The sequence below is a fragment of the Enterococcus sp. 2G9_DIV0600 genome (assembly GCF_002140615.1).
Lineage (GTDB): Bacteria > Bacillota > Bacilli > Lactobacillales > Enterococcaceae > Enterococcus_D > Enterococcus_D innesii.
Window position 1 is genome coordinate 1,730,895 of the sequence record NZ_NGLL01000001.1, and the last position, 25,121, is coordinate 1,756,015.

Annotated in this window: 26 protein-coding genes; 3 read left to right on the top strand and 23 right to left on the bottom strand. The window is 42.6% G+C overall.

From position 1 onward, the window contains the following. Positions 1-12: 12 nt before the first annotated feature. Positions 13-1,008 carry a DNA/RNA non-specific endonuclease gene (locus tag A5870_RS08235; RefSeq protein WP_086292376.1) on the bottom strand — a complete coding sequence of 332 codons (996 nt, stop codon included), beginning with the start codon at positions 1,006-1,008 and terminating at the stop codon, positions 13-15. Positions 1,009-1,415: 407 nt separating this feature from the next. Here A5870_RS08235 and mgtE point away from each other — a divergent pair, with 407 nt between their 5' ends. Together mgtE and rsgA are read left to right on the top strand one after the other, a co-directional pair. Further along, entirely contained in the window at positions 1,416-2,780 is a 1,365-nt protein-coding gene (mgtE, locus tag A5870_RS08240; RefSeq protein WP_086292377.1) for a magnesium transporter, read from the top strand. Positions 2,781-2,932: 152 nt separating this feature from the next. Further along, on the top strand, positions 2,933-3,874 hold the full coding sequence (gene rsgA, locus A5870_RS08245; protein ID WP_086292378.1) for a ribosome small subunit-dependent GTPase A: 942 nt from the start codon (positions 2,933-2,935) through the stop codon (positions 3,872-3,874). Between the two features lie 318 nt (positions 3,875-4,192). Here the strand turns inward: rsgA and A5870_RS08250 are convergent, their stop codons facing one another. From A5870_RS08250 to A5870_RS08265, 3 genes are all read right to left on the bottom strand, one after another. Next, complete coding sequence (locus tag A5870_RS08250) at positions 4,193-4,546, bottom strand: DUF2200 domain-containing protein (RefSeq protein WP_086292379.1); 354 nt, start codon at positions 4,544-4,546, stop codon at positions 4,193-4,195. A 380-nt stretch (positions 4,547-4,926) separates the two neighbouring features. Beyond that, a complete protein-coding gene (locus A5870_RS08260; protein ID WP_086292380.1) occupies positions 4,927-5,205 on the bottom strand; it encodes a hypothetical protein in 279 nt (92 codons plus the stop codon). Between the two features lie 37 nt (positions 5,206-5,242). After that, entirely contained in the window at positions 5,243-5,611 is a 369-nt protein-coding gene (locus tag A5870_RS08265; RefSeq protein ID WP_016611785.1) for a hypothetical protein, read from the bottom strand. A 208-nt stretch (positions 5,612-5,819) separates the two neighbouring features. Between A5870_RS08265 and A5870_RS08270 the strand changes: the two genes are divergently transcribed. Beyond that, positions 5,820-6,191: a hypothetical protein gene (locus A5870_RS08270; protein WP_086292381.1), complete on the top strand. Its 372-nt coding sequence runs from the start codon at positions 5,820-5,822 to the stop codon at positions 6,189-6,191. Positions 6,192-7,599: 1,408 nt separating this feature from the next. Here A5870_RS08270 and A5870_RS17325 read toward each other — a convergent pair. The 19 genes from A5870_RS17325 to A5870_RS08365 form a co-directional block, all read right to left on the bottom strand. After that, on the bottom strand, positions 7,600-7,752 hold the full coding sequence (locus A5870_RS17325; RefSeq protein WP_170924092.1) for a hypothetical protein: 153 nt from the start codon (positions 7,750-7,752) through the stop codon (positions 7,600-7,602). A 131-nt stretch (positions 7,753-7,883) separates the two neighbouring features. Next, on the bottom strand, positions 7,884-8,732 hold the full coding sequence (locus A5870_RS08280; protein ID WP_086292382.1) for a sce7725 family protein: 849 nt from the start codon (positions 8,730-8,732) through the stop codon (positions 7,884-7,886). Positions 8,733-8,747: 15 nt separating this feature from the next. Beyond that, positions 8,748-9,416, bottom strand: a complete 669-nt coding sequence (locus A5870_RS08285; protein WP_086292383.1) for a hypothetical protein — start codon at positions 9,414-9,416, stop codon at positions 8,748-8,750. 84 nt (positions 9,417-9,500) lie between these two features. After that, complete coding sequence (locus tag A5870_RS08290) at positions 9,501-10,136, bottom strand: hypothetical protein (RefSeq protein WP_086292384.1); 636 nt, start codon at positions 10,134-10,136, stop codon at positions 9,501-9,503. A 126-nt stretch (positions 10,137-10,262) separates the two neighbouring features. Continuing rightward, positions 10,263-12,530: an AAA family ATPase gene (locus A5870_RS08295; RefSeq protein WP_086292385.1), complete on the bottom strand. Its 2,268-nt coding sequence runs from the start codon at positions 12,528-12,530 to the stop codon at positions 10,263-10,265. Between the two features lie 18 nt (positions 12,531-12,548). After that, positions 12,549-13,028 (bottom strand): DUF6530 family protein, encoded by a 480-nt coding sequence (locus A5870_RS08300; RefSeq protein ID WP_005235941.1) that lies wholly within the window; start codon positions 13,026-13,028, stop codon positions 12,549-12,551. 197 nt (positions 13,029-13,225) lie between these two features. Next, entirely contained in the window at positions 13,226-13,486 is a 261-nt protein-coding gene (locus tag A5870_RS08305; RefSeq protein ID WP_086292386.1) for a TfoX/Sxy family DNA transformation protein, read from the bottom strand. Continuing rightward, the gene (locus A5870_RS08310) at positions 13,483-14,022 is read right to left on the bottom strand and encodes a GNAT family N-acetyltransferase (RefSeq protein ID WP_170924091.1); all 540 of its coding nucleotides are present in this window, start codon (positions 14,020-14,022) and stop codon (positions 13,483-13,485) included. The genes A5870_RS08305 and A5870_RS08310 overlap by 4 nt, the downstream gene beginning before the upstream one ends. A gap of 180 nt (positions 14,023-14,202) precedes the next feature. Beyond that, positions 14,203-15,051, bottom strand: coding sequence for a DegV family protein (locus A5870_RS08315; RefSeq protein ID WP_077453370.1), 849 nt, complete (start codon positions 15,049-15,051; stop codon positions 14,203-14,205). A gap of 93 nt (positions 15,052-15,144) precedes the next feature. Beyond that, positions 15,145-16,419 (bottom strand): LCP family protein, encoded by a 1,275-nt coding sequence (locus tag A5870_RS08320; RefSeq protein WP_086292388.1) that lies wholly within the window; start codon positions 16,417-16,419, stop codon positions 15,145-15,147. A gap of 117 nt (positions 16,420-16,536) precedes the next feature. After that, complete coding sequence (locus A5870_RS08325) at positions 16,537-17,007, bottom strand: GNAT family N-acetyltransferase (protein ID WP_086292389.1); 471 nt, start codon at positions 17,005-17,007, stop codon at positions 16,537-16,539. Then, positions 16,982-17,863, bottom strand: a complete 882-nt coding sequence (pheA, locus tag A5870_RS08330; RefSeq protein WP_086292390.1) for a prephenate dehydratase — start codon at positions 17,861-17,863, stop codon at positions 16,982-16,984. The genes A5870_RS08325 and pheA overlap by 26 nt, the downstream gene beginning before the upstream one ends. 1 nt (position 17,864) lies before the next feature. Further along, positions 17,865-18,371 (bottom strand): shikimate kinase, encoded by a 507-nt coding sequence (locus tag A5870_RS08335; protein WP_086292391.1) that lies wholly within the window; start codon positions 18,369-18,371, stop codon positions 17,865-17,867. Then, entirely contained in the window at positions 18,368-19,657 is a 1,290-nt protein-coding gene (aroA, locus tag A5870_RS08340; protein WP_086292392.1) for a 3-phosphoshikimate 1-carboxyvinyltransferase, read from the bottom strand. Before aroA ends, A5870_RS08335 begins: the two co-directional genes overlap by 4 nt. A gap of 9 nt (positions 19,658-19,666) precedes the next feature. Further along, positions 19,667-20,752, bottom strand: coding sequence for a prephenate dehydrogenase (locus A5870_RS08345; protein ID WP_242595926.1), 1,086 nt, complete (start codon positions 20,750-20,752; stop codon positions 19,667-19,669). A 44-nt stretch (positions 20,753-20,796) separates the two neighbouring features. After that, the gene (aroC, locus tag A5870_RS08350) at positions 20,797-21,963 is read right to left on the bottom strand and encodes a chorismate synthase (RefSeq protein WP_016620144.1); all 1,167 of its coding nucleotides are present in this window, start codon (positions 21,961-21,963) and stop codon (positions 20,797-20,799) included. A gap of 19 nt (positions 21,964-21,982) precedes the next feature. Further along, a complete protein-coding gene (gene aroB, locus A5870_RS08355) occupies positions 21,983-23,038 on the bottom strand; it encodes a 3-dehydroquinate synthase (RefSeq protein ID WP_086292394.1) in 1,056 nt (351 codons plus the stop codon). Between the two features lie 36 nt (positions 23,039-23,074). Continuing rightward, positions 23,075-24,100, bottom strand: coding sequence for a 3-deoxy-7-phosphoheptulonate synthase (gene aroF / locus A5870_RS08360; RefSeq protein ID WP_077453378.1), 1,026 nt, complete (start codon positions 24,098-24,100; stop codon positions 23,075-23,077). 31 nt (positions 24,101-24,131) lie between these two features. Then, positions 24,132-25,001: a shikimate dehydrogenase gene (locus A5870_RS08365; protein WP_170924090.1), complete on the bottom strand. Its 870-nt coding sequence runs from the start codon at positions 24,999-25,001 to the stop codon at positions 24,132-24,134. Positions 25,002-25,121: the final 120 nt, after the last annotated feature.

Consider the following 25,121-nt stretch of genomic DNA (forward strand, 5'->3'; position numbering starts at 1 on the left):
CCTAAGGCATTTTTATTTTGGTGCACGGTAGCCGGCAGCTTCCGCTTCAGCGATCGTTTTGAACCATTCTTTCGGGTTGGTAGTATCCTCGTAGTATTTAGATCCTGGCAAATGATAGATGCCAGTTTTTGACCCTTTAATTAAACCGTTGCCTTGTTCATCGACATATTGTTTCTGTTTCTCATCCGCTTCATTGCTTTTATTGCCGGCAGAAGTCGAAGCTGTGGTTTTTTCACTACTTGAAGCATCCTTCTCCGATTGTGGCATTTCTTCGCTTGAAATCTCGCTGGTACCATCCGCATAGTTGATCGTGACGCCATCTTGGATGTTAAAGATATAGCAGTTAAATTGGATCGTGTCATCACCAATGGATTTTGCTTGCATCTGGACACCACGAGCAACCAGTTCGTCTCCGCGATAGATCGGAGTGACGGAATATCGGACATAATGCTTTTTATCTTGCTTGAGATAATAGTTGATATCCATTTCTAAGCGCAACATCTCGGGATTGTTCAACTGACTAGTTCCTGTGATCAAATTCTTCCAGTTTGCATTTTCGCCAGCTAAAGCAAACCCAATCAAATGGGTCCGATTATATAAATATTTACCATTGGGGAGTTGCTTATTACGCCAGCCCGTTGGTTTCACACTAGAGATATCGCCACGCTTTTCCGTTGGCATCAAGGATTGATTCAACATTGCTTCAGCAGAGGTCGCACGATTGAGGTGGTCAAGGTCGCCGTATGCTTCCCAGGCACCATTTTCAAGTGAAAGATCATCTTCTGAAAACTCAGGAATGTTCTGATTGACTTCAATCGTTTGGGTGCCTTGGTACGTTAACTGTGCCAGTTCATCTGCACGAATATCCTTAGCAGAAGTGGCAGTCACCTCTGATGATGGTGTGTTATGGTTTGGGAATAGCTCATTATTTTGTAGGAATCCAAAGCCAACTGCTGCGAGTGTGAGAAGCGCAGTGACCGATCCGATAAATGTTTTTTTCTTTGCCATCTTTTTTGCCTCTCTTTTCATTGATGTATAGTTAGCATAAACGGGGTGTAAAAAAACTGCAACTCATTCATCATACCATTTGCATGGAGCGTTTGACAGAGCTTTCCTGCTGCTTTTGTTTTTACTCTTGATTGTTTCCAATCAACGCTCCTTACAAAGGGAATATATTAGAATAAAATTTTTCGTCTGCAAGCCATATTTTTCATGTTTTAAAAAAACTATGTGATATAATGAGTAAAGTTGCTGCTCTATCCCTTTGGTGCTTGTTTTAATAACAGGTATCTCCAGCTGCGGAACGAAATTTCAGCTGTCTAGCAGACAACCTTCAAACGAAAGAAATCCGGACAATTTTCTGAACGATTTCCTTTCTTTCTTTGGGCAAAATTATAGGAGAAGGAGTGTATCCCATGAACCAGCAAGAAACTATCTTACATTATTTAAATAAGAAAGACTCTGAAAAATTAAAAAAACTCGTATCAGGAATGGAAGAGCTGCCGCTGTTACAATTATTCAGTAATTTATCCGCGGATGAAAAAGTGATCGTTTTCCGACTATTACCGAAAGATAAAGCCCTTATCCTATTTGAAGATTTGACACCAGCCACACAACAACACTTGTTACGCTCTTTCACCGATGAGCGGGCAACCGAATTTGTAAACGAAATGGCCCCCGATGTCCGTGTAAGGCTCTTGGATGAGCTGCCAGCCACCGTCACGCAAAAACTTTTACAATCGTTGGCCCCCGATGAACGAGCCGCGACAAACCTCTTATTAGGATATGAAGCTGAGACTGCTGGCCGTTTAATGACACCGGAATTCATCACACTGAAAAAAGACATGACAGTCAATCAAGCGTTAGAAAAAGTGCGGATGCAAGCCAAAGAAAAAGAAACGATTTATACGCTCTATGTGACCGACCAAACGAAAACCTTAGAAGGGGTCTTGTCATTGAAAGATCTCTTGATGGCACAAGGGGAGCAACTCATCAGTGAAATCATGTCACGAAAAGTAATCTATGTGACTACTGACACGGACCAAGAAGAAGCGGCACGTTTGCTAAATGAACTAGATATCATTGCGCTACCAGTCGTAGACAAGGAATCACGAATCGTTGGGATCATCACTGTCGATGACGCCGTCGATGTCATCGAGCAAGAAACGACGGAAGACATGTTTAATGCCGCAGGTTTAGTCGATGTTGCTTCTAATGAAGCAGACCGTAGTAATGTTCTGATCAACGGCAGCCTTTGGCAAATTTGGAAAGTCCGATTGCCGTTTTTAGTGATCACTTTGGTTGCTGGTCTTTTAGCTGGGGTAGTCATTGATGAATTTGAACAAACATTGGAATCGGTGGCAGCTGTTGCAATCTTTATTCCTTTGATCATGGATATGGGGGGGAACGTTGGAACACAGTCCTCAACTGTTTTTGTTCGCGGGATGTCATTAGGGCATATTGATCTTTCGACCTTCACCCGCCATTTCTTTAAAGAGGTTTGGATTGGCTTGAGTTTAGGTTTGATCGTAGGGATCATCTCCGGCACCGCCGCTTCACTATGGCAAGGGATCCCCATGTTAGGTGTGGCTGTTGGTGTTTCGTTAGTTTTTGCCATGACCTTAGCCGCAGCACTTGGTTTCTTAGTTCCGTTTGTACTTATTAAACTGAACATCGACCAAGCAGCCGGTTCGGCACCCATTATTACCTCAATCAAAGATATTGCCGGCTTGTTTATCTACTTTATTTCTGTAAATGCTCTCTTGGGACATTTACTTTAGCCATCCGTCCGTTCCGATGGTATAATAAAGCGACATCACATGATGAGCACAAAATAGAAAGGGGAAATGTCTTATGACAAATCAAATGAAGCAACATCAACTCGGAGGTTTCTCTTTTTAAGTGCGGCCTCCTAACTAACTGGAGGGAAATCATGGAAAAACAAGGAATTGTGGTCTTTCAGGCCAAAGATATCGCAAAAGTCCGCTTGACTACAGGAGAAGAATGTTTAGCAACAGTTACAGGAAAATTTCGCCAGCAGGCACTAGCACCCAAGGATTATCCTATTGTTGGTGATTTTGTACAAGGGCAGGTGTATGATCAAGATCATTTCTTGATTGATGCTTTGCTCCCACGAAAGAGTTTTTTACAACGAAAAGTAGCCGGAAATCGGACGGATGAACAAGGGATCGCGGCGAATATCGACACGGTTTTTATTGCAACCAGCGCCAATGAAGAATTCAATTTCGCTCGGTTAGAGCGCTTTGTCACGATCGCTTGGGACAGCGGGGCTAATCCGGTGATTCTCTTGACCAAAGCCGATCAAGTCACAGCTGATGAAAAAGCAGAGCTACTGCAAGCATTAAACGATGCATTTGGTGTGAAAACATTTGCTACGTCCATTTTTAAACCAAACGAATTGCTGATGGAAACGTATTTTTCTGATGGACAGATCAGCGCATTTATCGGTTCATCTGGGGTCGGGAAGTCCAGCTTATTAAATCAGCTTATGGCGCAAGACGTTCAAAAAACCAATGACATACGAGAGGATAGTCGAGGACGACACACGACGACGAGTCGTCAGTTATTCACTATGCCCTCTGGCGCAATGATCATCGATACTCCTGGTATGCGGGAAGTTGGCATCAGTACCGTCCGGTCAGCTTCGATCGACCAATCCTTTGAAGCGATCAGCCAGTATGCTGAAGGTTGTTTCTTCCGAGACTGTCGTCATGAAACAGAACCGAAGTGTGCGGTCAAAGCAGCCATTGCTGCCGGTGAGCTTTCAGAAGACGCCTTCGCCCGCTATCGTAAAATGGAAAAAGAGCTGGCGTATTTGAAGCGAAAAGAACAGATCAAAGAATTGAAAAAGTAACAATGAGCACTCCTTTCATTTAGGAGTGCTTTTTTGTGCGTTTCCAAAGAGTCTGGTTAAGTGGAGAAGAGGAGAGCCATAGACAATGTCCTTATCTTTTCACGAAAAAGTCGGCCAATTCCAAAGGGGGCACTACATGCTAAGTGGTTGAACTAAGCTAAGATTACCTAGCTGGTTACAAGCTGTCGTCAAGAAGCGCAGCATAAAAAACACAGTGGGGTGATTTCCCACTGTGTTCTGAGCAATGATTTGCCCCTGCCAAGGTACTTTCCAGTATAAAGGGTTGATCTGCAAATGACAACTTGAAAAAAGAGGGGGTCATTCGACAGAGCGCAAAATTTTCGTCATGGCTTTTCCTTTCGCCAGTTCATCAATTAGTTTATCTAGATAACGAATTTCTTGAACCATTGGCTCTTCGATCTCTTCTACCCGAATCCCACAAATGACACCAGTGATCTGTTTTCGCGCTGGATTGAGCTGTGGGGCTTGACTAAAAAAGGTTTCAAAAGAAAGCTCCTCATTCATCTGTTGCAGCGTTTCTTGGTCATAACCAGTTAGCCACGTAATAATCTGATCCACTTCTTCTTTTGTTCGATTTTTCCGCTCTGCTTTGGCAATATATAGGGGATAGACTTTCGCGAAACTCATTTGGGTGATCTTTTGATTTTTCATGATACGCTCCTTTAGTCTTTACACAAAGTATACTTTATTTTCTTCGTTTTGCCGAGATTTTCGACACTTGTTGTGTGCCAAAAATAGGCCAGGGGACTAAAGAATGATCTTTTCTTCTTGTTCACGAAACCCTAGTACTTTTTGACGTGACTCGCCATCCCAATAGAGCAAGTCCAAATTCTTATGCAGCATTAGCTGTGTATATAATTCTTTCAGCGTCAGAGCAGGCTTTTTGGGTTCGAAAAATAAAATCAATTGGTTATGGCTATCTTGAGCGATCGTCGTAAAAGGAATCAGGTTTTATTTGTACGTTAAATAAATTCCTTGGTAATCCGCTGCACTCGATGACGTTGTCAGTGCTGTCAAGAGGTCTCTTGCTCTCATAATGAACCCGCCTTTACTGTTTTTTGTCGATAGGCATCGATATCCAACATGATTTTTGTTTTGCCGTACACCATATACTTTTGCACCACGAATTGACGGCGCTTATTCCAATAGCCGCCCACGGTTAGAAACATGCCGTCATCAACATCCCCTAAAAAGTTCAAACTGTGTTTCGCAATCAAACAGTTGGTGGTACCTAGTGTAAAGCGGACCAAAGGGGAGGGGGCAAAGGAAACGATCCTTATTTTTGAGACAGTGCCTTTTTGTGTTTGCATCAGGTGTTCCTCCTTTAGTAAGTAGTAAAAAGCGGCATCATTCGTTGAGATCAAACCATTTTTTCTCTTCATAAAAAGCAACATGACGAATCTCATCATAATGGATTTTTTCTGTTGTTTCTCCCGTCAAGTAAATACCTAATGGATCATAACCACTGATTTTCCCGATAATATCTGGAGGATAGCCGCCTTCTTCATTGACTTCTTCTCGTTGGATCGCCACAGTTAGGTTCTTTTTCATGGCTTCAAATAAACACTGATTGATTTCTTCCGTTGTGAGTGACGGCTTAGGTGGACAATCAAACTTACGTGTCGGTTCCTCTTCAATTTCAGTTGTATGCTCAGATAAAAAGAATCCTTGCCACTTTAGCTTTTTTCGATCTTCATATGGTTGCAGCATACCCATAGCAATCACCTCTTATCTATATAATACAAACATACGTTCTCTTTTGTAAAGCGAACAGATTTTTAAATTTCCAATTCTTCTATGGAACCCTTGCAAAGCCCAGCAGATAAGGAAGTAAAGGTAGGTCGTTTTTATACTATATCTGCTATAATTCACTCGAATGCAACAATCAACTTTTAAGAAAAGCAGCTGGGGAGAAGGGAATATGATGTCTGGATTAGTGGTGGTCATACTTACAATATACCTTGCAAGTAGACAGGATAAAGAACAGTGGCTTTTTGATCGCAAGCGATTGACTATTCTGGCGCTTATGTTTGTGATCGTCGGCATAAGTTGGGGCTTAAATGACAAAATAATGAAGGATCCTCGGAACCAAAATATCAGCAGCAATTTACTGCTTAATTATTCGTTCCCCTTATTGATATGTATGCTAGGATTATTTATCAAAGAAATCCCACGGTGGGGACGGATCGTGACTTTGTCATTTGGCTTTATGATTTTCGGGTATTTAGCTCTGCACTATTTGATAGGGTTTCACAACCCGTATTGGGAAAATCTACAGCTACGTCCATTGTATTAGCTATCAATTGGTCAATCAAACACAAAGCAAATTCAATACGTAATAGGATACATTCTGTTCCGTACTTGTTGCAGCTAATGGGCAGCAACAATTGGTTTTCTGTTTTTAATTTTGAATTTGTATCAGCTGATAAAGAGGTTTAGAAAGGAGAAGGGGCGTTGAATCGTTAGAATAATTGCTTTTGGATCAATCCGAACCTTATGTATTTTATCCTAACTAGCGGCACTTTAAAGCAAAATCCATTCACTAGCCGTCGAAAAGCTAGTGGACAGCAGCAGGTTTGATCTTATTGGCAAATGATTCTATTTTTCCAAGGAATGATCAACGGCGCTTTATTCAGGCTCTTTAGCAAAATATGGGCTTTTATGATGACCTATGAACATTACAATTATATGAAATAACGAAATGCCCTAAGTTATCTGCGCGATTTTAAGTTTGTTTATAGAATCATGTAACGGATATTTGTTAGCAGTTGCAACGTCTAAGCACCTGTATAAGAACTTTGAAACGGATTGGCTATATATGAATAAAGTTATAGAAAAAAACTTAAAGATTTTCAAAATGATTATAGCATACAATCAAACCGATTGGTTCGTGAATCAAGGCTGATAGCTTGAATCTGTATTTGCTGAGATAAAAAAGACGAATCCGCAAGTAACTTGCTACAAGACAGTTAACAATCTGTTGATCAGCAAATCAAAAAAGAATCTAAAAAACTTGTATAATAAGAAATTCTTGGTTTTAGTTGAATATTAGGTGAATTAATGACAATTTACTGATAAAAGTCATTCGGAGGGAGGTAAAATGATGCAGAATTGATATGAACTGTCTAGAATGGCACGAACTCTTTTTCGAATACATCTTTGTATAATATATATTATGTAAACTAAAATAGAAAATTTTTCGAACACCGTATTTAGCTAGTAATTTTACGACTCTCCTCCCTCTTATTCATGAGTATTTCCTTCAAATTCAGCTAATTGGCAGCATAATAAAAATAAATGCTCATTTGAGCGATAGTTTTTTTGATTTTTGTTTCTTCTACGAGTGAAACGAAATGAAACGTTTATATTTAATCTTGTTGATCCTTGAATCTTCGAATTCAAACTTTGTTTGCAGCTGCTGGCCAATCTCAATGGATCATTCAATGAATCGTTGTTAACGATCTTATCAGTAATGACTCGTAATGATTCGTACATAACCCAGCAAATTTGTTCTAACTAAATAGCCTAATGGGAATCTTGATCACAGATAAACCAGCAACGATAAACAAGAAACGTTTCGCTGCTTTTAGTTTTCACCTAAACGAATCAGATTCCCATAGCGAGTCCGAATCAAGGGATCACAGTTATTTAAGTACAATTTCTTCCTATTGCCGCCGATAATGTAATGACAGCTACGAAAAGTTTCAAACTATGTAATACAGGATCGCCAAAAGAACAATGATCGAAACGACCAAAACAAACGTTAGTTGATTTAAGCGTTGAATAAGCAGGTTTTTCTTGTTTTTTTCAGATTTTTTTACTTCGTTTCGATAATATTCTCTATCTTTTGTTCCCATAAGTGCCAACTCCTTTTCCCTGATTTTATCGCTATTCTAAAATCATATGGTGCAATCAAGGCAATTTGTACGATTGACTAAAGTGGCAGGATCTTATTGATTGAAGACCCACAGTCGTCTGCGTATAGCGACTAAATAAGACGACTGACGAGCTCCAAGTGATTCATAACGGCAGCTTTTCGGATAACCCCCATGCCTGGAAATGAGCCTTGCTGATAAGCAGCAACTAACAGTTGCAGTCCAGCGGTTTGGGTAGGATGTTGCTCTTCGTGCTGCAATAATGCCTCCATGACTTGGAAAAACTTTTCTTTCTGGTTTGGTAATTCTTCCTCAGAAAATAAGTGAACGATACGCAATACTTGCTCAGTTGTTGGATAAATCCAATGCAAAACCAACCGCTTTGAAGGATAACTGTGCTCATAATAAATTTTGCTATCGACAGAAAAATCACTAAAACCCGCATAGCCCAATTTTTGATAACTGTGATGGGCATTTGAAAATCCTTCGTCCAAACATTCTGTATAGAAACTATTTTTGGGTAAACGTGTGAAAGGATCTTCCATCAGTAGCTTGGGACCGTTGATTTTATTTAACAATCGAAATTCTTTACCTACCAACACCGGCAGCGTATTTTCCCGCCAATCACTAGCGAGTGCTTGATCCGCTTGATGAACAATCCAAAGGTCAGGCTTTTCTTCCACTGTTTCAATGGGACGATCCACGATCATTGCTTTAGGGGCAGCAACATTTTGTAACTCTGATAACCCTTCTGCCGTCAGAAAAGCCCCTGCCTGGGGATTGCGAATCAAATAAAAAGGATGTTGTTTCTTTTGAAATAATTCGATGGTTGTCCAGAACGTTTTTGATTGCTTGACTGGTTCAATGATCGGCTGGATCGCTTCTGATAAGCGATCTTGTTCCAATAAAGCTTTTAATGCCAACAAATCAAATTGTTTGCCACGAATATATGGGAAGTACATCTGCTTCTCTCCTTCTTACTCGCCTGATAAAAAACGTTTTTCCAGCGCTTCATAGGCTGCTCTGGTAGCGTCCAATTCTTCCTTCAACGCTTCGATCGCTTGTAGCTGAGTGTCTTCGATAAATCGATCGTAGTAATTCACTCCACCACCGAACAAGTCATACTCAGGCTGACGTTTCTTCAGTTCTTGGTACAAACGTTCTGTTGAAAATACCCGCAATCCTCGAGCAGTCTGTTTTGCTTTGCCGACTTCTCTTGCTTGTGCCGAAATCAACCGAAACAATAAGGCATTTTCTGGAACCTGCAGCTCTTGCCGTTGGGGTTTCTTTTCGACACTGAAATACCCTTTGCTGCCCGTTTCTTTTTCAAGAAACGCATGATAGACCAAGACACCAATTGTAGGAGCAATCTGATCTTTGACTTTTTCATACAATGCCTTGGGTAAGACAAAATAATTATAATTCCCAATAAAAGATAGTTTTGCTTTTGAGCGAAAATCTGCCAAACTGACTTTTAGTTCATAGCAACGCCATTCAAAGGTGTTTTCTGCCGTCAAGCGACAACTTAAGGTATCCACGATGCCGTGATCGTCGGGCATGACTACCTCTTCTACCACAATATCACTGTTTTCACGACAATAATAATAAAGTGCCTCTTCCATTTCTAAAGTTAAGGATGTCTTCACAATTTCACGACCTTTGTCTTGTTTCACCTATTATAAAACATATGTTCGCATTTTGAAAGAGGGAAATTAAGGTAGCCTATTCCCTCACCCATTCGGGCATCCGTTAACGAGAATCTCTTCAACCGTCCTCTTTGTACCGCGGAATCGTAACACGAAAAGCAACAAGAGCACACTAAGTTGAACTAGGAATAGACGTTTAAAAGGAAGCTCAAATGTAAAGCCTGCGGGAAGATGAAAGAACCCGAAAAAATCATGCAGTGCTTTTTTACAAAGCCACAAACCACTGACAAATCCTATTAAATGAATGACAGTGCTTTGTATGGTGATAAAGACAAGTTCTTCCAACGTGACCAGTAAAGGTGTTTGTCCTAATAATAAACGTATATGCAGGGATTGCTCTTCCTCACCGATTAAGTGATAATGATACATGTGGTTACACTGCCACAAAAAAGCACTGATCAAGCCCAATGTTAACATTCCTAACGCAACGCGCAACAATTGCAAGAAGAAAATCCAACTGGCATAGGTGAGATCCGTCTGGATTTCGCTGTTATTTGATTCATACTGCAACCAGTCATGAAAAAACAACAGCCAATTTTCTGCAAAGATGGTAAGAATCAGCAAGAAAACAGTCAATAAACCACTCATTAGTAAACTGCGCCTGCGAAAAGCTGCGTGCCAGCCAAACTGGTAAGGATAGAAATAACGCCATTTGTCCATAGTACTCCTCCTTTTGGCATCTATTTTACAGAATTTTCCGAATTTAGACAAACACCATCTTGTTTACATAATATAATTATAGACAAAAAAAGAATGCAGCACTCGGCCTACACTCTTTTTTGTCTATTACAAATACCTAGTCAGTAGCTGCAACAAACGCTGCGGAAATTCTGTTAGATTGGAAAGATCAATGAAGCGTTCTTCCCCATAAATCGCTTTGATCACTTCTTTGTCTTGGCCAATGGCAGCTGCCAGAAACAGCACCCCTTGTCGTTCGTAGTCAGCGATCACCTGCTGAATATCTTCTTTGGCTTTTACCCCTGTATAATCAGGAAGAGCTTTTGGCTGGCCATCACTGATATTCAAGAGTAATTTAGTAGTTGCCGGCTGATGAGCGAGCTTTTCAGCTAGTACGCGCAAGACTGCCCCATCACGGTTATTTTGCCGAGGCTTCATTGTCATGAGTTTCTCTGGCACAAATTCAAAACCTTCGTTAAATTCTTTGTAAGCAAAAAGCGAGGTCTTTTCACGAGCGGTCACATCTGCTGTATCGCCATAAATCATCAATGGCAAAGATAAACGCTCCGCGAACGCATTCACCGCTAAGACCGCCTGTTGCGCATACTGTATCCGATCATCTCTAATCATCGAACCTGATTCATCAATGCGCAAAGCGAGAGCTAAGGAAGGCTGTTCGTGAGGTGGATTCTTCTTGTCAAAGGTCCGAAAATCTTGATACGCGACCTTACTGGCATCAAAGCGTGTGCCACTGTACTTACCTTTACTGTATGCCGAAGCTTGTTCGTTTTCCAAAACTTCTTGGGTTTGCTTGATCAATGACTCTACGATCGGCAACAACGGCTGCAAACGCTGCTGGGCTTCAGCCGCTTTTTCTAAATCGACGGGTGGTCGATGAACGATCAGCCCTTCTTTGGCATGGATCGATTCTTTTAATGCTTGTCGAGCCGCCTTTGATGCCGTGGTTTTCTTTTCTTTTTCCTGGGTTTCATACGCTTCGATCGACAAAGAATGAGCAGTAGGAGCGGTCTCTTGTGTCTCACTCCCAGCTTTTGCTTGGCCATCGTGACTATTGCGTTCTAGTTCTTCTGAAAACGTCGCCTCAGTTGCTGCGTCTTTCGCTTCTTGTTTGTCAGAATCACTGGTTTCCATCGTTTCCGCCTCAGTTTCTTGATTGGGGGTCTCTAGGACTTGTTCATTTTTTAGGACGGTCGTGCCTTCTTCCACTACATTACGCTGGTCCGCCTCTTCGCTGCTGATTCGGCGTCCTTTGATTTGTTCTTTAAAGGCATTTAACGGTTGTCCAGAAAACAAAAGCCGCAATTGCGCCAATAACCCTGAAGCTTCTAGCGCCTGTTGTAAAAGAGCAAGCTCATTTGGATCGGTGGTGATTTTGTAGAGCACTTTGCTATCAATTGCTGTAAAGGGATCTTGTCCTTGTTTGACTGCATTTAGCCAATAAAAATAGGAACGCATGCCCGCCACCCCTTTGATGGCATTGGCTTTAGCGGTCACATCCAATAAGCGAATGATCTCAGCCATTTTCTCGGCTGTTGCTTTATCTGGATAATTGGTTTTGGCAATGCCTCGCTGCACCATGACTGCCAGCTCAGGTAAATCCATTTTTTCAGCATGCTGCATCCGATCTCGCAAGGATTCGTTCAAGGGGCGGTTGCCTTGGTAATTCCGATTCGTGGTGATGACTACGACACAATCAGGGTGCCGACGAACAAAGCCAGTGGGAATATTCAGCATTCCATTTTGTTCAAGAGCAGAGTTTAAGGCCACTAGTACCGAAGCATCACGAATGACCGTTGGCTCTTGAATCTCAAGCAAATAACCTTTTTCCAGCGCCCGTACGATTTCCGAGGGATAAAACTTGTATTGAATCGTTGGTTGCTGATCGCTGGTTTCGATCCGCTCGATCAGTTCCGCAAATTTCGCCCGTGCCCGCTCACGAGTCAGGGAAAAATGCCGCTGGATCAACGCCAAGACATCTTCAAAACAATTACTTTGATAAATCGCATCCAGCAAGTCCTTATCTTCTTCTTGGTCGGTGTTGATCACTGGTAATAAAGCACCAAACACATCTGACTTATCCATATCCGCAAAGCAGGTGATTTTGGTGTAGGGCAGTTGCAGGTCGGCAGAAAGTGCCTTTGCCAACTGAGTTTTACCAGACCCAGAATCGCCTTCCAGCAACACATTGAAAATTTTCATTTCTGGATCCGTCCAATTCAGCGCGATCTCTGATGCAATTCGTAGTTCCTCATCACTGGTCTGATGACTTTGTGGTTTTTTCCAAATCATTGTTTGTTCTAATTTACTAAAAGCGCGTCCTTTCGTTACGACAAAAGATGGTTGATGTTGTGTCATGGCAATCTGCTCCTTTTCTTAATAACCTAGCTCATCTAGAAGTCGTTTCAGGATTTTGAAGCGTTCGCCGTATAGCTCACCATCTTTTTGCAAGGAATCATAGAAAAGCAGAATGTCTTCATCGATTTTAGGATTTTCGGTGTCTACTTCGACGGTCATGCGATTTCCTTGTAGGCCAATGATTTCAATCAAAGGATTTTCAGGATCGTAAAATTTTTCATGGCGATAGGCCTCTTGAAAATACAAACTGGATTGAGCCACTAAGATCGCTAGATCCAAAATTCTCGTAAGCGGCAATTCTTCGGATTGTCGAGACCACTTTTCACCAGTATGGCGCCAGACTTTGCCGGAGATATCGACTTTCCCGCGATCATTCCATTGCGCCAATCCGAGGGAAAGGCCTTTTGCATCTGTATGTAACGCATTTTTTCCGTCAACAGTATCATAGTCTTCTACTTTAATGACAGGTTTATGCTTCAAGTTTTCTGGTATTTTCATTATTTTCACTCCTTGTTTAGTAAATTAGTAATTTACTAGATAGAGTAAGTATAATAAGGAAGCGGTTCTGGAACAAGCAAAAGGTCTTTTCTACTATACATAGACAACATAAACAGAAGTCTATAGAAAAAGCACCTTGATAAGGAGCTTCTAAAAAAGAAGCCTCTTAAAAAAGTGCTTTGCTATGTCGCCTTGATTTATTCACTCAATTGATTGAAAAAAAGGCGCAATTCTTGCTTTCTCTGACTTGTGAGCTGGGCTTTGGGAATGCCTTGGATCGCCCCCTCAATGCCATAGAGCATGTGCAGGCAAGCACCTGCATCGCATTGTTGGCGGATCGTTAGAAAAACCGCTTCGGCTTTTTTGGCGCGTAATTGCTCCGGGGTATTGATACCGATCCTAACGAAATGTTCCGCTAAAACCTGTCCAACATTTGGTAACTTTTGCAGTTCATTCATAGGGTATCTCCTTTTTGATTATTGTCATCCTGCGCATCTTCCTCTCGACGAATCAACGAATAGAGCTTCATATCTAACAGCTGGTGATTTTTTTGCGCATTTTTTCGTAAAATTCCTTCCAACTCAAAGCCTGCTTTTTCCAACACGCGACAAGAGGAATGATTCTTAGCAAAAGGCTCAGCAAAAATACGAACAATATTTGACGTAGTAAATACATAGTCACATAGTTGCTGAACAGCTTTGGTCATCAAGCCTTTTCCCCAATATTCTTCTGCGATGTAATAGCCTATCTCAGCTGTTCTAAAATGGATGTTTTCTTTGCGAAGGGCGCTAATACTCCCCACAGCTCGATCATCCACAGTGATCGCAAAGGCGAATTCTGCCTTTGCGACAGATTGAATATAGGCTTGTGCATCTGCAACAGTGTAAGGAAAGGGGAGTCCATCTCGTAAATTGCCATGAATTGTCTGGTTATTTAGAGCTCGAGCCAGATCATTTGCATCACTCATCTGCCACCTTCTTAAGGAACACTTCATTTCAACGCCTCCTTTGCCAGTGCTTCATTTTGATCCTATTGTACGAGTTTGTGTGTTTTTTTACAAGCAAATCTCAAAAAAAGATTGTTGAAAAAAACCAGCTAGACAAACGTCTAACTGGTTCTTTCCTTTACTGTCTCCATAAAGATAATTGCTTTTGTAAACACAGATAAATAAAAATTATTGCGCTGAAATAGCGATGCCAATGGCTTTTTCTCCTAAATGCGAGCCGATAACTGGTCCGAAGTGACCAATCTCAATTTCTGCATTTGGGTATTTCGCTTGTAGTTTTGCTTTTTCTTCTTTGGCTACTTCTAAATTATTGGCATGGATTACATAAAATTTAACAGGCAATGCGATTTCTTGCTCCCGTTGACCAATGATATCTTCCGCGCGATTGAATGCTTTTTTACTGGAACGAATGCGCTCGTAAAGCACAATTTTTCCTTGATCAAAAGTCAAAATCGGTTTGATTTTTAATAATCCGCCAATTAAGGCTGCTCCATTGGTTAAGCGACCGCCACGAACCAAGTTATTCAAGTCGTCCACGATCAGATAGGCATAGGTATTATCTCTGATAGTGTCCAGATGGGAAATGATCTCTTCTACGGTTTTGCCTTGACTTGACAGATCAAGAGCGGTTTCTACCATGTGGCCCATCGGCATACTTGTGATTTTCGAATCGTAAGGAATGATTTGAACGCCTTCGATTTCATCGGTGATTCCATAAAGCGTTCCGATAAATCCAGAAATACCGCTTGATAAGTGGATACTAATGATCGTGTCGTAACCGCGATCTTTCAATGACTCATATAAGGCTAACACTTCACCTAGTACCGGTTGAGAAGTGGTTGGGAATTCTTTGCTGTTTTTCAGCAAAGCGTAATACTCATCAGCTTCAATGTCGATGCCCTCATTGTAGACTTTTCCATCTAAAATAACAGGGATCGGTATGATAAACAAATCTTCATGGTTTTTGATCCGTTCCGGCAGATAAGCTGTACTGTCAGTAACAACGGCTAATTTCATTCTTTTTCCTCGTTTCAACAAATTTCAAACGTCATTAATAATATAGCATAAATTTACTTACTTTCAAATGGTTTTCAGAACTTTTCATTCTGCTTACTCATTAAGAAAATTCCTGATTGCTTGTTGATTGGTTTCAAGATTAACGACTAACACACTTCCAGCACTCGCACTTGAACCGTATTGCCAAGAGTCAGCGACTGGGACAGTCAAGCTGTCGATCCCCCCTGCCCCACGAGCAATCGAGAAGGTATTTTTTAATAGGAAAGACATTGGCAGGTTGGTGGAAGCATAGCCTAAGACTTTTCCTGCTGCATAAGGCAATTTTAAAATAGCTAAAGGATTTTTCATTTCGCTAAAGATCGCATCCATTACTTGCTGCTGTCGTCTTACGCGACCGAAGTCACCTTCTTCGTCCATCCGAAAACGTGCGTATTGCAACAGCTCAAGCCCATTCATTTGTTGTTGCCCTTGTTTGATGGCAACTTCAAGATTTTTACTCATATCTTTTTCCGCGTTGATAGCAACGCCAGAGGGAAACAGTGTGTCGATCACTTTTTCAAAGGAACGAAAGTCAACTTTTGCATAATAATTGGTTTCTAGACCGAAGTTCTCTGCTAACGTTTGTCTGACTAAATCAGCACCACCAAAGGCGTACGCCGCATTGATCTTGTTTTCGCCATAACCAGGAATGGTCACCAAGGTATCACGCATAAAGGAAATGAGCTTCGGTTTTTTGCTAGGACCATCTAATTGCAAAACCATAATGGTGTCTGCTCGTCCAGCTTCTCCTTCACGACTATCACTACCAATGAGCAATATATTACGAGCACCATTTGCAGCTGCCGTACCATTAAAAGTCTCCTCATCAGTTGTAGCAAAAGCAGAGTCACTTCTTGCGACTTGCTGACCGACAAGAAATGCAATCAATGAATAGGCAAAAAGCACCAATAGTACCCGGATCACAATACGCAGAACTGGGTGCTTCCGCTTTTTCTTTTGTTTGGGTGGCTTGCTCTTCTTAAGCTTTTGCGCTTTTTTTTTGCTTTGTTCCTGACTTTGATGTATCGCAGGCCCCTGAGCAGATAGCGGGGGAATTGCGCTTTTTCGTCCCTCAGTTTTTTTTGATCCTACTTGTGTCTGTTCTCGGAAACTTTGGGCCACACGAGGGTCGCTTGCCCTAGACTGCTGGGTGTTTTGATAAGAAATATCTCCTACTTCCTCATCAGCAAACGGAGTAGAATCGCTCGGTCTGACGCGCTGGTTTCTTCTTTTGGCTTCTCTGCGGGCAAAGATACTTTCTTTGGCTGCCTGACTGGATTCCTTTTCTAGCCGCTCATGCAGTTTTTTATTTTTTTCCATCCTGCTCATTGCTTCTGATCCTCCAACTAAAAAATAGCTCTCTGTCTATAAGGATACCCTAGACCTTATAGAAAGAAAGCTATTTTCTGAAATTTTAACCTTTTTCTAGGAAATTTCTTCATTTTATTACCTTAGATGCTTTGATGCACCTTGTCGTGTGCTCACAAATCCTGCTTGCTCATAAAATGATTTCACTGGATTTGCCGACCAAAAATTTAGTGAAAGATCATCGAAGCCTTTTTCCAACGCAATGTTTTCAGCAAATGCCAACAATTGTTTTCCAATATGCATCCCTTGGTACCGAGTGTCAACGGCAATCGCCGCAATTTCCAGCCACTTTCGTTCATGCATCATCGCATTTTGTGGCAAACAGACCTCTTGAAGATGCACAAAGCCACAAGGCTGTTCCGCTAACCAAGCGATAAAAAAGTGGTGGCTTGGCTCTTGTAGCTGTTGTGTGATTGCTTGTTCAAATCTTGACTGATCAAAGGACTTAAAAATCGTTGGGTACCATTGATGGTGCTGTGCTTGGATCTCTTTATGAAACGTTGCTAAAAGCTTTTCATCTTGGCTAATTTTTATTTTGACTTGAGTCATTTTTTGTCACTTCCTCAACAACATTTACCGCATACACGCCGAGAAGATGGACGTGTCCACCCAACAACTGAATCTCTTCAAAGGCATTTATAATCAGTTGCCACGGTTTGTCCATCACCAGATCAATGACAAAAAAGTATTCACCTAAGGTAGTTTTCGACGGACGCGATTCAATTTTGCTTAAATCAATTTCCCGCCAGCCAAAAGTTGCTAAGATTTTGTGCAAGATCCCCGGACGATTTGCTGGCAATGTCACAAAAATGGTTGCTTTTTCGGCTGTTTGTTCTGGTACTTCGGTGTTGGCTGTTTTCTTTGTCAAAACCCAAAAGCGGGTTTGATTAAAGGCAACATCTTGGATATTGGTTTCTTTGATCGTTACTTGATAAGCGAAAGCTGCTTCTTTGGAAGCAATCGCCGCAACTGCTTCTTCTGGATGTTTTGCTACGTAGGCTGCTGCAGTCGTTGTGGAAGCAACCGCCTCAACAGTAGCGCCAGCAAATCGGGCTTCGATAAAGTCGGCACATTGCGCCAATGCTTGCGGATGAGAAATTATCTTAGTGATGGGACGGTTGTCTTTTGCTGTTTGCTGAGAAACTAACAATTGATGATTGATCGGTAAAATAATTTCCTGTTCAATGCTCAACTGATTTTGACGAAACAGCGTATCAATCGTGGCATGAACAGACCCTTCTAATGCATTCTCATTGGGAACGACCGCTCGATCGATTACGCCGTTAGCTAGTGCTTGAATACAAAGTGGAATCGATCCATAGGGCATAAATGTATTTTCAGGATACGCTTCTTGCGCAGCTAAATACGTAAAAGAGCTTTCAGGTCCTAAATAACCAATCTTCATTTTAGGCACCCGCTTTAGTTAAAATTTCCTGAACGATTTCTTGAGGTGCTTTGTTTGTCGTTTCAACGATCAATGAAGCAGTTTCTTCATAAAGAGGGATCCGAGGTCGGTAAACAGCCAATATTTCTTCGGGTGTTTTCGAGACAACCAAGGGACGAATACTACCAGTATCCGCCTTTAAACGGTGGATCAGTTCCTCGGGATCTGTTTTTAAATACACGACTAAGGGCATCTCTTTTAAAAGTTGACGATTTTCTTCTTTTAATACAATGCCCCCACCTGTGGAAATAATTTGTTCCTTTGCCAGGGTTTTTGCTAAAATATCCGTTTCGATTTTGCGAAAGGCTTCCTCACCGTGTTGGTCAAAAAATTCTTGAATGGTCATGCCGATCTCAGCAACGATCAAGTCATCAAAATCCACATGGGACTGTTTCGTTTCTTCAGCCAAAAGACGACCAATCGTGGTCTTTCCGGCACCCATAAAGCCAATTAATATCATTTTTTTCACTCGCTGTCTCCTCCTTTGGCCAAACGCGCGACATCCTCAAAAAAATCAGGATAAGAAACTGCTACGGCTTCGGCTTTTTCTAATTCTACCTCTTCATCTGTCAATAAGGCGGCAATCTGCAACATCATACCGATACGATGATCTCCCCGACTTGAGACCTTTCCGCCATGCAAAGGAGTAGGTCCGTTGATGATCAAGCCGTCCTCGGTAGGAGTGATATCAGCCCCTAGTTTTCTCAGCTCTTCGGCAGTTGCATCAATTCTATTGGTTTCTTTTACTTTTAACTCCTCTGCATCTTTGATGACCGTTTTACCATGAGCTTGTGTAGCCAATAAGGCAATGATCGGTAATTCATCAATCAGACGCGGAATAATGTCGCCGGCGATGGTTACTGCCTGCAAGGTAGAACTTTGAACAGTGAGGTCAGCCGATTGATTTTGATCATCTTGATTAGAAAAAGCAATCGATGCCCCCATTTCTTCTAACACATCAAGGATCCCTGTACGTGTCGGGTTGATTCCGACATTTTCTAAAATGATCTCACTATCGGGCATAACCGTACCTGCGGTTAGGAAGAAGGCAGCGGAAGAAATATCTCCCGGAACGACTACTTCTTGGCCGTACAGTGTTTGTGGGCCGGTTACGGTAATCGTTTTGCCTTGGGTGGTGATCACACCACCGAATTGACGGATCATTTCTTCAGTATGGTTACGGCTCGCCTCTTTTTCAATGATCGTCGAGGTACCTTGTGCTTGCAATGCCGCAAAAATCAGCGCCGATTTTACTTGGGCACTTGCAACGGGCATCTGATAATTGATGGGCTGTAAAGAAGCAGTACCATTAACGGTGATCGGTGGGAATTCCGTCTGTTCATGCCCTGTAACATTTGCCCCCATTTCTCTTAATGGCAGCATCACTCGGTTCATCGGACGTTTATTCAAAGAGTTATCGCCGAATAAGGTGGTTGTGAACGGCTGCCCAGCCAAAATTCCCATCATTAAGCGAATTGTTGTACCAGAATTGCCGATATCAATTGGGTCTTGGGCAGGCTTAAGGCCATTAAAGCCCTGTCCTTCAATCGTGATCGTCTGACCGTCATCATGGATTGGAACTCCTAATGATTGAAATGCATGAAGAGTGCTATAGCAGTCTTCTCCCCGCAAGAAATTACGGACAGTCGTTGTTCCTTCGGCTAATGCCCCGAACATGATACTGCGATGTGAGATCGATTTATCGGCGGGAACAGCTATCGTCCCTCTTAAATGTGTTGCTTTTTTTAGTTTCATCGCGGCCTCCTATTTTTTTCGACATGAATAGGTCGTCTTTTTTTGAATCAGTTGCTCTGCTTGCAGCAAATCATTTTGCGTTTTGAATGAAATCTGTAAAACACCAATGATATCTTCTCGAGTTTCAAGAATTTTTAAGTTGATCAAAGAGAGCTGATGATCGCTCAATAGCCCCGTCACTTCAGCGACAACACCGGGATGATCCGGTACATCGATGAATAGATCGTAGAATGCCGGGATCGCTCCGTTTTGATGAACCGGCAATTGGTCCCGTGTTTCCTTCGCGGATTCAAAGAACCGAAAGATCGCCGTTTCGTCTTTTTCCTGCAACCAGTGAGCCATGGTCATCATTTGTTTTTGCCACTCATCGATCAGCTGCAGCAGTTCCTGTCGATTACTCAATAAGATATCGGTCCACATACGAGGGTCTGAAGAAGCAATGCGAGTGATATCGCGAAAACCGCCTGCTGCGAGTTGCTGTGCTCTAGGGTGTTCATGGTTGAAGGCATCTGCCTGATTGACTAATCCCGAAGCAATAATATGGGGCAAATGGCTCAACATCCCCGTGATTTGATCATGTTCTTGCGGAGCAAGTGCCACATACTTGGCCCTCGTCCCTCGAAAAAGCACCTGTAATTCTTCCACCCGCTGACTTTTCGTCGGCGTAAAGATATAGTAAGCATTCTCAAAGAGGTTCTCATCGGCTGCTGTGATCCCGGATTTATGAGAACCAGCCATCGGATGGCCCCCAATAAAATCAAAGGAAAAGGACTCGGCAAATTGCGTAATTTCTGCTTTGGTACTGCCGGTATCTGTCACCAGGACTGAAGGCTTTAGTGATAGGGTCCCAAGTTGAGCAAGATACGTTTTGGTGATCTCTACCGGCAATGCCAACAAGATCACGTCGGCACGAACAGCACCCTCAGAAAATGAAGGAGGTATTTCGTCTACTAAACTTGTTGCTAATGCGATCTCATTGGTTTTACGACAGTGATCCCACCCCATTAGATGGGTTTGGGGATGTGACTTTTTAATACATTTTGCTAAGGAAGCGCCGATCAATCCTAAACCGGCGACGAAGATATTTTGGTTCATGAAAAGAATCCTCATTTCTACTGGAATTTTTGCTGTTTCTTTAATCAGTAGGTTAACAAGTATTCCCGATACGCCTGAACAGATGCAGTCAATTCTTCGAAAGAATCACTTGGAAACTTTTCTAATAGTTCATTGGCCACCACTGTTGCCACCACACTCTCACAAACAACACTGGCTGCCGGAACGGCAGTGCTATCCGAGCGTTCCACACTAGCTTTATACGGTTCTTTGCTGTCGATATCCACACTTTGCAACGGCTTGTACAAGGTCGGGATCGGCTTCATAACCCCGCGAACCACAATTGGTTCCCCGTTCGTCATGCCACCTTCAAACCCACCTAGGTTGTTGCTGCGACGGGTGTAGCCCCGTTGTTCGTCCCATAAAATCTCATCCATGACTTTTGAACCTGGTAAAACACCAGCCTCAAAACCAACACCGAACTCAGCCCCTTTAAAGGCATTGATACTGACCACGGCTTGGGCGATCTTCGCATCAAGTTTTTTGTCCCACTGCACGTAACTACCAAGACCAGCAGGAACCCCGCCAACAAGCACTTCCACTACGCCGCCGATCGTATCACCATTTTTCTTTGTTTGATCGATCAACTGTTTGATTTCTTCCTCGACAGATGGATCTAAGACCCTTACTTCCGAAGCTTCTGAGCGTTGTGCGATTTCTTTGACGGTCAACCCTTCAGGAATTTCTGCTTTGATGCCGCCTAACATAGTTACATGACCTGCCACATCGATGCCGAGTTCCTTCAAAATTTTCTTCGCGATTGCGCCGATGGCTACCCTCATGGTCGTTTCCCGGGCAGATGAACGTTCCAAGACGTTTCGTAAATCTTGATGATGGTATTTCATCCCGCCGACTAAGTCAGCATGACCAGGTCTTGGTCGTGCCACTCGTCGTAACTTGCGGTCTTTTTCTGGTACTTCTTCAATCGCCATGACCTTAGTCCAATTTTTCCAATCTTTGTTCTCGACCACTAAAGTCACAGGAGAGCCTAATGTTTTTCCATGACGGATACCGGAAGTGATACGGACTTGGTCTTTTTCAATCAGCATCCGTCCCCCACGGCCATAGCCGGTTTGTCGTCTCGCTAATTCAAAATTAATGTCTTCTGCCGTTAATGGCAATCCTGCCGGTAACCCTTCGATAATGGCGGTCAACTCTGGTCCATGTGATTCGCCTGCTGTAATATAACGCATGATCCGTTACCTTCCTTTCTTATAATAGGTAGTCTTTGATTTCTTCCGTGGGAATCGTCACGATTTTTGCCTGACCGATCCTTTCTAAAAGAATGATCTTTAATTGTTGCCCACGGGCTTTTTTATCATGAGTGATTGCTTGGTATAATTGCTCTTTCTCAATTTCTCTTGGTTTGGTCGGCAAATGAAATTTCTCAATCATTTTCGTTAACTGCGCGGTGGTCCCTTTTGGTGTTAGTCCAATGGCTTCAGCATGACGGGTGATCATAATCATCCCCATTGCAACCCCTTCGCCATGACTGGTGTCAAACGCAGCTGTTCTTTCTAAGCCATGCCCGATCGTATGACCGAAGTTCAGTGTCAGACGACTGCCATGATCAAAGGGATCTTCTTCCACTACTTTTTGCTTTACTTTTAAAGAAGCTGTGATCACTTTTTCAGCATGGGCCAAAAGATCGACTTCATCTTTCAAACCTGCTAACGTTTGCCAAAGTTCAGGGTCCGCAATAGCGGCCGACTTAATGATTTCGGCGATGCCTTCTTGCACGCGTTTAAGGGGCAAACTTTTAAGCAAATCCGGATCGATCATCACACCGACTGGTTGGGCGAATGTGCCAACGAGATTCTTGGCACTGCTAGTATTTACAGCTGTTTTTCCGCCGATACTTGAATCGACCTGTGCCAATAACGTCGTTGGAATCTGCAAGAAATCAATGCCTCGCATATACGTAGAAGCAACAAATCCTCCAAGATCACCAATCACACCGCCACCAAGGGCAATGATCCCATCGCTTCTGGTCATTCCGAGTTGGGCAAGACCATCATATAAATTAGCTGCTTGCTCTAGTGATTTGCTTTTTTCGCCAGCTGGTACGACTAACAGTGTTGCCTCAAACCCTGCAGCGGTTAAGGAATCGACGATTTGTCCGCCATACAGGGGTGCGACGTTGCTGTCTGTAATGACGGCAATACGCTGTTTGTCCCACAACTGTTGCACCCAGGTTCCGACTTCTTGAAACGCCCCACGTTTGATGAGTATGTCATAGGAATGTTCTTCTAAATGGATGTGTAGCATTGATTTTTGCACCTCTTTTATTGGTTGTCTTAGCGCTTAGTCTTGCAACGCTTTGATTTCTTTCATCGCTTTTTCCATGATATGGACTTCTTTCATCATATTCATGTATGTTTTTTCGTTTAACGATTGCGGACCATCAGACCATGCATTGGCTGGATCTGGGTGGATCTCAACGATCATGCCATCGGCGCCGGCAGCAACGCCTGCTCTTGCCATTGGTGGTACGAGATCCCAAATGCCTGTTCCATGACTAGGGTCAACGATGATCGGGAAGTGGCTCAGTTTTTTGATGATTGGTACCGCACTTAGATCAAAAGTATTACGGGTCGCTGTTTCGTAAGTTCTGATTCCGCGCTCAATGAAAATCACTTCACTTTTATCTTGGACGGCGATGTATTCCGCTGCATTCAACCATTCGTCGATCGTCCCAGAGATTCCTCGTTTAAGGCCAATTGGTTTACCAGTTTTTCCAACTGCAGCTAGCAATTTGAAGTTTTGCATGTTCCGAGCACCAATCTGCAAAATATCACTGTATTCCGCAACCATATCGATATGTCCTTCGTCCATGACTTCTGTGATGACTTTCATACCTGTTTCATCGGCTGCTTGACGAATGTATTTTAACCCTTCTTCTTCAAGCCCTTGGAAGGCGTATGGTGAAGTCCGTGGTTTGAAAGCACCCCCACGTAAGATTTGTGCACCACCAGCTTTGGCGATTCGGGCACATTCACGAATTTGGTCTAAGCCTTCAATCGAACACGGACCAGCCATTGTGACAAAGTTGCCATCACCGATTTTTACGCCATCTACATCAACAACCGTATCTTGTGGATGGAATTCACGAGAGGTCAACTTGTAGGTATTTGAGATCCGAATGGCATCTTCGACACCTTCGTAGCTGCGAAAAGCGACATCTTGGATGCGGCGTGTATCTCCTTTTAAGCCGATAACAACCTGTTCTTTTCCTTGGTTGACTTGAACATCCAACCCTTCTTTTTTGATTCTTTTTACAACGACTTCAACTTGTTCTGGGGTAGCACCTGGTTTCATAATTACGATCATTTTTTCTTCCTACTTTCGTTTTTTTATTTTTTTACATGGATTCAATGAGTGCTTTTACTTTTTCAACGGGCATCTCTTGGCCGGTCCAAAGTTTAAATGCAGCTGCACCTTGATACAGCAACATACTTAAGCCGTTTGCAGTTTTGGCCCCGACTGCTTTCGCATCTTTCAAAAGCTGCGTTTCTCTTGGATTATAGATGACATCATAGACAGCTAATGATTCCCGCAAGAGGGTTTTGTTTTTCAGAGGACTCACCGTATCATTCGGCTTCATCCCCACGCCAGTAGCATTAACTAAAAGGCTGCTTTGATCGATGGCTGATTTTAAAGCCGTCTGATCTTCTAAATCCGCTAATGTGATTTCACAGGCGGTCTTTTCTGCGATCTGTGTCAATTTATCCTGGATGATTGGATAAAACTCATCCTTGCGGTTGAAGACATGGATCGTTTTGACACCGTCTAGTGCGGCTTGACTAATGATCGCTGTCGCTGCACCACCCGCACCGATCACAGTCATGGTGTCGCCAATGATCGACACTTGAATGTCTTCAAGTGCGCGCATAAAGCCGATGCCATCTGTATTGTGCCCAATCAATCGTCCCTCTTGATTGACGATTGTATTGATTGCGCCGATCAGCTCTGCTGCGGGTGAGCATTCATCCATCAACGGTACTGCCGCCATTTTATGGGGCATTGATAGATTGACACCTAAGAGATCCAGCTGACGGATGCTTTGAATACTGGCTGCCAAATCATCCGGCTCAACATCAAAGGCCAGATACACGGCATCGATCCCTTGTTCTTCAAAAGAAAGATTGTGCATTGCTGGAGAGATGCTGTGTTTGGCTGGTTTGGCAAACAGTGCCGCCAACCGTGTGTGACCGGTTATCATTTGTTTCATCTGGTTCATTCCTTTCAACAAAAAAAGATGTCCACCGTAAATTTAAGAATCTACAGTGAACACCTTCAAACATTACATATCGGCAAAGCCAGATATGTGAATATAAAAAATAGCCACTAT

What these genes read in the sequence shown, in the direction of transcription:
- A5870_RS08290 (WP_086292384.1), bottom strand. Translation starts at nt 10,136, where the DNA reads ATGGACAAATGGCGTTATTTCTATCCTTACCAGTTTGGCTGGCACGCA.
- mgtE (WP_086292377.1), top strand. Translation starts at nt 1,416, where the DNA reads ATGAACCAGCAAGAAACTATCTTACATTATTTAAATAAGAAAGACTCT.
- A5870_RS08270 (WP_086292381.1), top strand. Translation starts at nt 5,820, where the DNA reads ATGTCTGGATTAGTGGTGGTCATACTTACAATATACCTTGCAAGTAGA.
- A5870_RS08325 (WP_086292389.1), bottom strand. Translation starts at nt 17,007, where the DNA reads ATGACTCAAGTCAAAATAAAAATTAGCCAAGATGAAAAGCTTTTAGCA.
- A5870_RS08235 (WP_086292376.1), bottom strand. Translation starts at nt 1,008, where the DNA reads ATGGCAAAGAAAAAAACATTTATCGGATCGGTCACTGCGCTTCTCACA.
- A5870_RS08295 (WP_086292385.1), bottom strand. Translation starts at nt 12,530, where the DNA reads ATGACACAACATCAACCATCTTTTGTCGTAACGAAAGGACGCGCTTTT.
- aroB (WP_086292394.1), bottom strand. Translation starts at nt 23,038, where the DNA reads ATGCTACACATCCATTTAGAAGAACATTCCTATGACATACTCATCAAA.
- aroC (WP_016620144.1), bottom strand. Translation starts at nt 21,963, where the DNA reads ATGCGTTATATTACAGCAGGCGAATCACATGGACCAGAGTTGACCGCC.
- A5870_RS08365 (WP_170924090.1), bottom strand. Translation starts at nt 25,001, where the DNA reads ATGAAACAAATGATAACCGGTCACACACGGTTGGCGGCACTGTTTGCC.
- rsgA (WP_086292378.1), top strand. Translation starts at nt 2,933, where the DNA reads ATGGAAAAACAAGGAATTGTGGTCTTTCAGGCCAAAGATATCGCAAAA.
- A5870_RS08250 (WP_086292379.1), bottom strand. Translation starts at nt 4,546, where the DNA reads ATGAAAAATCAAAAGATCACCCAAATGAGTTTCGCGAAAGTCTATCCC.
- A5870_RS08315 (WP_077453370.1), bottom strand. Translation starts at nt 15,051, where the DNA reads ATGAAATTAGCCGTTGTTACTGACAGTACAGCTTATCTGCCGGAACGG.
- aroA (WP_086292392.1), bottom strand. Translation starts at nt 19,657, where the DNA reads ATGAAACTAAAAAAAGCAACACATTTAAGAGGGACGATAGCTGTTCCC.
- A5870_RS08300 (WP_005235941.1), bottom strand. Translation starts at nt 13,028, where the DNA reads ATGAAAATACCAGAAAACTTGAAGCATAAACCTGTCATTAAAGTAGAA.
- aroF (WP_077453378.1), bottom strand. Translation starts at nt 24,100, where the DNA reads ATGATCGTAATTATGAAACCAGGTGCTACCCCAGAACAAGTTGAAGTC.
- A5870_RS08345 (WP_242595926.1), bottom strand. Translation starts at nt 20,752, where the DNA reads ATGAACCAAAATATCTTCGTCGCCGGTTTAGGATTGATCGGCGCTTCC.
- A5870_RS08305 (WP_086292386.1), bottom strand. Translation starts at nt 13,486, where the DNA reads ATGAATGAACTGCAAAAGTTACCAAATGTTGGACAGGTTTTAGCGGAA.
- A5870_RS08310 (WP_170924091.1), bottom strand. Translation starts at nt 14,022, where the DNA reads ATGAAGTGTTCCTTAAGAAGGTGGCAGATGAGTGATGCAAATGATCTG.
- A5870_RS08320 (WP_086292388.1), bottom strand. Translation starts at nt 16,419, where the DNA reads ATGAGCAGGATGGAAAAAAATAAAAAACTGCATGAGCGGCTAGAAAAG.
- A5870_RS17325 (WP_170924092.1), bottom strand. Translation starts at nt 7,752, where the DNA reads ATGGGAACAAAAGATAGAGAATATTATCGAAACGAAGTAAAAAAATCT.
- A5870_RS08280 (WP_086292382.1), bottom strand. Translation starts at nt 8,732, where the DNA reads ATGTACTTCCCATATATTCGTGGCAAACAATTTGATTTGTTGGCATTA.
- pheA (WP_086292390.1), bottom strand. Translation starts at nt 17,863, where the DNA reads ATGAAGATTGGTTATTTAGGACCTGAAAGCTCTTTTACGTATTTAGCT.
- A5870_RS08265 (WP_016611785.1), bottom strand. Translation starts at nt 5,611, where the DNA reads ATGGGTATGCTGCAACCATATGAAGATCGAAAAAAGCTAAAGTGGCAA.
- A5870_RS08260 (WP_086292380.1), bottom strand. Translation starts at nt 5,205, where the DNA reads ATGCAAACACAAAAAGGCACTGTCTCAAAAATAAGGATCGTTTCCTTT.